This window comes from Mesorhizobium sp. M0159 (assembly GCF_040322295.1).
In the GTDB taxonomy this organism is placed as follows: domain Bacteria; phylum Pseudomonadota; class Alphaproteobacteria; order Rhizobiales; family Rhizobiaceae; genus Mesorhizobium.
Genome location: NZ_JAMYTF010000109.1, coordinates 1 through 5315 on the forward strand (window position 1 = coordinate 1; position 5315 = coordinate 5315).

A 5315-nucleotide genomic window follows, 5' to 3' on the forward strand; every position below is an offset into this window, starting at 1 on the left:
TCGGCTCCAAGCGGGCGGCCGACTTCGAGACCAAATTCGTCGACGCTGGCGACCACGTCGTGGTCAATGGCCAGAAATTCTATTCGAGCGGCGCGCTGCTCGCCCATCTGGTGCCAATCGTGGCGCTCGATGACGAAGGCCGCGCCTGGTATGCCATCGCCGACCGCGGTGCGCCCGGACTGACTGTCATCGACGACTGGTCGAGCTTCGGCCAGAAGACGACACTGTCCGGCACCGTCCTGCTCGACAATGTCAAGGTGCCGAAGACGCATCTCGTCCCCGGCTACAAGGGCTACGACAGGCCGACGGCCGACGGCGCCATCTTCCAGATCATCCAGGCCGCGGTCGATCTCGGTATCGCCAAAGCGGCGATAGACGAAACCGTCAACTTCGTGCGCACCAAGTCGCGTGCGTGGATTGATAGCGGCGTCGATCATGCCTGGCAGGATCCCTATACGATCCAGGCGGTCGGCGACCTCCGCCTGCGGGCCAATGCGGCCGAGGCGGTTCTGGACAAGGCCGGCCTTGCGGTTGATCGCGCTGTGCTCGACCCCAACGAGAAGACCGTCGCGGAAGCGCAGATCGCGGTTGCCGAATCCAAGATCCTCACCACCGAGATCGCCATCAACGCCACCAACAGACTTTTCGAACTCGCGGGCACGCGCTCGACATTGGCCGAGCACAATCTCGACCGGCATTGGCGCAACGCCCGCACCCACACGCTGCACGATCCGGTGCGCTGGAAATACGCGATCCTCGGCAACTACTACCTGAACGACGTCAATCCGCCGTTCCATGCCTGGAGCTGAGCGAGACGCCGTCAAGTCATAGAGGACTATTCATGAGCATTTCCATCCCCGACAGGATCAAGGTCCTGTGGTTTCTCCCGACCCATGGCGACAGCCGCTATCTCGGCACCTCCGAGGGGGGCAGGGCGGTCGACTTGCCCTACCTCACCCAGGTCGCCAAGGCAGCCGACGCCATCGGCTATTACGGCGCGTTGCTGCCGACCGGGCGCAGTTGCGAGGACAGCTGGGTGGTGGCGTCGGCGCTGGCGCCGTTGACGCAGCGGCTCCGCTTCCTCGTTGCGGTGCGGCCGGGCCTGCAATCGCCGACGCTCGCCGCGCGGATGACCTCGACGCTCGACCGCATTTCGGGCGGGCGCCTGCTCATCAACGTCGTCACCGGCGGCGACCCGGTCGAGAACAAGGGCGACGGCATCTTCCTCAGCCATGACGAGCGATATGAGGTGACGCGGGAATTCCTCGATATCTACAAGGCCGTGCTCAGCGGCGAGACCGTTGCCTTCGAAGGCAAGCACTTCCGCGTCGAGGACGGAAGGCTGCTGTTCCCGCCTGTGCAGACCCCACATCCGCCGCTCTATTTCGGTGGTTCGTCGGAGGCGGCCAATGCGGTCGCCGCCGAGCAGATCGATAAATATCTGACCTGGGGCGAACCGCCGGCTGACGTCGCCGCCAAGGTCGAGCATGTGCGCGGCCTTGCCGAGAAGGCCGGACGCGCTGTGAGCTTTGGCATCCGATTGCATGTCATCGTCCGTGAAACCAATGACGAAGCCTGGGCCGATGCCGACCGCCTGATCAGCCGCCTGGACGACAAGACGATCGCCGAGGCGCAGAAGGTTTTCGCGCGCATGGATTCCGTCGGCCAGTCGCGCATGAGCCGGCTGCATGGCGGCCGTCGCGACAAACTCGAAATCAGTCCGAATCTGTGGGCCGGTGTCGGCCTGGTGCGCGGCGGCGCCGGCACCGCTCTGGTCGGCGATGCGGCGACGGTGGCGGAGCGCATCAACGAATACCGGCGCATCGGCATCGATACCTTCATCCTGTCCGGCTATCCGCATCTGGAGGAAGCCTATCGCTTCGGCGAACTGGTGCTGCCGCTGTTGCCACTCGATCACGAAATCTCGACGCGGCCGACGGCGGTTAACATGGGCCCCTTCGGCGAAACGGTGGCCGGCGACCATCGCCCGTCGTCGCTGCGCGCGAGCCAGTCTTGAGCGCCAGCGAACCGATCATAGCGATTGTCGGCGGCGGCTTTTCAGGTGCGGCGACTGCGTTTCATCTAGCGCGACTGCTCCCGGCCGGTGCATCCGATATCGTGGTCGTCGAGCCCCGCGAGGGGCTCGGCTATGGTCTGGCCTATTCCACGGCCGATCCGGCGCATCGTATCAATGTGCCGGCGTCGAGAATGACGCTGATCTCCGGCCAGGACAGCCACTTTGCCGACTGGCTGGAGCAGACCAGAGCCATTGGAGACGATGCCGAGGCTATTGCCGCCTACGGAGCACTCTACCCGCAGCGTCGCATTTTCGGGCGCTATGTGGAATCTCATCTCCGGCCCTTCCTTCTCAGCAAAACGATCCGCCATGTCAGGTCCGCCGTCGCATCGGTCGAGCGCACCGGCGAGGGCTACCGTCTGATCCTCGCTGATGGCGGGACGCTCGCTGCCGACGTCGTGGTGATTGCGACGACGCATCCGCCGCCGGCCTTGCCGATGCCCCTGAAGTCCGTGGCTGGCACAGCCGGGCTGGTGGCCAATCCCTATGATCTCGAGAGGCTGGAAGCGATCGGCCGCGACGACCGTGTCCTGGTCGTTGGCACCGGACTGACGTCGGCGGACGTGATTGCAACGCTCGACCGCAGGGGGCATCGCGGCCACATCGTCGCGCTGTCACGTCACGGCTACCGCTCGCGCAGCCAAGCAGCGATGCTGGCCGATCCAATTGGTGATTTCACGACCCTTCCTTCACGCAGCGCAACGGCACTGTTCAGGCGCATCCGGGCAACGATCCTTGATGCCAAGCGTCGGGGCGAAGACTGGCATCCGGTGCTCGATGCCGTCCGACGTCAGGGACAAACCATCTGGCAGGCCTTGCCGCTAGCCGAGCAGCGACGTGTGGCGCGCAATCTTCGTGCGCTCTGGGACGTGCATCGCTTCCGCCTCGCGCCGCAAGTTGCGGACGTGCTCGATCGACGCGTTGCCGAGGGCAAGCTCGCCTATCGCGCGGCATCGATTGCCGACGCCGAGGTGGTCGACGGGCGCATTCGCATTGCGCAGCGGCTGCGTGGCGAACGCAGCTTCGTTGTCGAGGCTTTCGATTGGGTGATCGTGACGACAGGTCCGGCACATGCCGAGCTCTTCAGGACCAACACGGCGATTGCCGAGCTCGGACAGTTGGGCTTGGTCCGGCTTGACCCGATTGGTCTCGGCTTGGAGGCCGATCCGCAAGGCCGTGCAGTCGGTGCATCCGGGCGCCCGACCGACAATATCTTCGTCAGCGGACCGCTGGCGCGCGGCAGCGTCGGCGAATTGATGGGAATTCCCGAAGTTACCGCGCATGCCGAGCGCATCGCCGCCGAAATCTGCCAATGGCTTGGATATCAAACGGCGTTGCGCCGCAAGGCGTCGTGAATCTGCAAACGATGAGGCTATCGAGATGACACTGACGGAACGCGTCCCCCTGGTTGAATCCCGGATTCCCTTGAAATTTGCGATGCGACATCTGGCCGGAGCCGTTTCCGTCATCACCGCGGGTGTGGGCGATGAACGGACTGGCGCAACCGTTACCACAGCCCATTCCTTGTCAGTCGAACCTGAGGTGATGGTCGTCAGCATCAATCTGGGCTCGTCGACCTGGGCAGCCATTAACCGGCACCGGCACTTCTGCGTGAACGTGCTGCGTGCCGACCAGAGTGCAATCGCCGACCGCTTCGCCGGTCGAGGTGGTTTGAAGGGCTCCGCACGCTATGACGGAGCTCGCTGGTCTGCTCTTGCGACAGGCGCACTGGCACTTGAAGGCGCGCTTGCCGCGGTCGATTGCACGGTTGAGGATACTATCATTCGCCACAGCCATGCGTTGATTCTCGGCAGTGTCCGCCATGTGATGAGCGGAGAGCCCGGTCCTGCGCTGATCTATCATCACGGCGCCTACGGATCGCCGTAAGCGCCTGTCAGTTCTCCTAATTGGCGTGGCAGTGATCCCAAGCGTTCGACACCACAACGCTGGCCGGCTCGCCTTCTTCAGCGCAAATTGCTCATCTCGCGTGTACCGACCTCTTTGTAGACCTTCAGCTCCGCTTGCCAAACGTGCCGACTCGTTCGGGTCGATCCGGAGTATCATTTGTGCCAGGCGTGAAAGGCAATCAGAACAAAGCTGCGTCCGACGCCTCTTGTCGCCGAACTTATCCACCATATAGATCAAATCACGAACCGTGCGTCGTCGCAATGTTGCGGACGCAGCGACATTGCTGCGCCTGGCGTTGGCGTATGGCGCCGCAATCTTGTCGTTCAACGCCTGTGCATCCGGCACGTCGATTTCAGCGTTCCGCACCACAATGCTGATCAGATGAAAATCCGGGTAGCGGGCCTTGATCTCGGGGGCAATCAAAGGCGTGAAAGACATGGATGCTCTTTTCTCATCGGGAGGCTTTGCGCTGCGGGTCGTTCGGGAAATGTATGAAGAACGGTGCTTGTCGAGCGTCCAGATCTTCTGGCATCGGCGTGGTGCATGCCGCACCATGCGCTGGATAATTCCATCATTCGGCCGTGGACAAGGCCTGGTAGAGCTCGTCGATTATGGCAAGTTTCGTCGTCATTCAGTTCCCCGAAAATCGGCCGGACCGATGCATCCCAGAGCAGATCGTCACAGATCGAGCTTCAGCACACCCGTCGCGCGCGACACGCAGGGGATGAAGCGGTGGCCGCGTGCGTCTTTGGACAGTACGGAATCCCGATGGATCGGCTGTCCACTAAGCATCCCGCATTCGCAGGTCCTGCAAACCCCGTTCTCGCATGAGGCCAGCAACGGCACCCCGGCGGCGCGCAGGGCCGCGAGCGCCGAGGTCGCCGCCGGAACGTCGACCATCCTGCCGTCACGCAGCTCGATCCTGAAGGGCTCCGGTGGCGCGCCATCAAGCTCGGGAGGCTGAAAAGCTTCGAAGTGATCCTGAACACCCCCAGTACATCCTTACGGAGACCGGGATCGGCTATCGGCTGCGTGCGCCGAACTGAGGGGACGGCAATATGCCGGAAGATCGAGCCGAGCGAGCAAATGACCGGTTCGGATCACGAATGCTGGTTCCGGCCAATGTCGGCTATCGGGGGACGAAATGGGCTGATGAAGGGCAGCTCAGGGTCAGGCCCGGCCATCCGCCTTTCAGCAGCGCATTTCTGGATAGGGTCGATTTGAGCCGTTGGGCGAACGGCGGCTCGTACGCCTCCGGCGAGGGCCGCCTTGCGGGAGCATGGCCCGGTAGCGAAGCTGCGCTCTTAAGGTCGTCCTTTCGAGCGTAGTT

At 63.1% G+C, this 5315-nt stretch carries 5 protein-coding genes; 4 read left to right on the forward strand and 1 reads right to left on the reverse strand.

From position 1 onward, the window contains the following. The 4 genes from NKJ32_RS34995 to NKJ32_RS35010 all read left to right on the forward strand — a co-directional run. Positions 1–809 (forward strand): acyl-CoA dehydrogenase family protein (locus tag NKJ32_RS34995; protein WP_352830483.1); only part of this gene is annotated, 809 nt, incomplete at its 5' end. A gap of 32 nt (positions 810–841) precedes the next feature. Continuing rightward, positions 842–2017: an FMNH2-dependent alkanesulfonate monooxygenase gene (gene ssuD / locus NKJ32_RS35000; RefSeq protein ID WP_352830486.1), complete on the forward strand. Its 1176-nt coding sequence runs from the start codon at positions 842–844 to the stop codon at positions 2015–2017. Further along, positions 2014–3432: an FAD/NAD(P)-binding protein gene (locus NKJ32_RS35005; RefSeq protein ID WP_352830488.1), complete on the forward strand. Its 1419-nt coding sequence runs from the start codon at positions 2014–2016 to the stop codon at positions 3430–3432. The genes ssuD and NKJ32_RS35005 overlap by 4 nt, the downstream gene beginning before the upstream one ends. Before the next feature lie 25 nt (positions 3433–3457). Then, positions 3458–3964: a flavin reductase family protein gene (locus tag NKJ32_RS35010; RefSeq protein WP_352830489.1), complete on the forward strand. Its 507-nt coding sequence runs from the start codon at positions 3458–3460 to the stop codon at positions 3962–3964. A gap of 699 nt (positions 3965–4663) precedes the next feature. Here the strand turns inward: NKJ32_RS35010 and NKJ32_RS35015 are convergent. Further along, on the reverse strand, positions 4664–4885 hold the full coding sequence (locus NKJ32_RS35015) for a 2Fe-2S iron-sulfur cluster-binding protein (RefSeq protein ID WP_352830491.1): 222 nt from the start codon (positions 4883–4885) through the stop codon (positions 4664–4666). Positions 4886–5315: the final 430 nt, after the last annotated feature.

Bases quoted from the DNA above. Each gene is read 5' to 3' on its own strand.
- NKJ32_RS35015 (WP_352830491.1), bottom strand. From the start codon at position 4,885: ATGGTCGACGTTCCGGCGGCGACCTCGGCGCTCGCGGCCCTGCGCGCC.
- ssuD (WP_352830486.1), top strand. From the start codon at position 842: ATGAGCATTTCCATCCCCGACAGGATCAAGGTCCTGTGGTTTCTCCCG.
- NKJ32_RS35010 (WP_352830489.1), top strand. From the start codon at position 3,458: ATGACACTGACGGAACGCGTCCCCCTGGTTGAATCCCGGATTCCCTTG.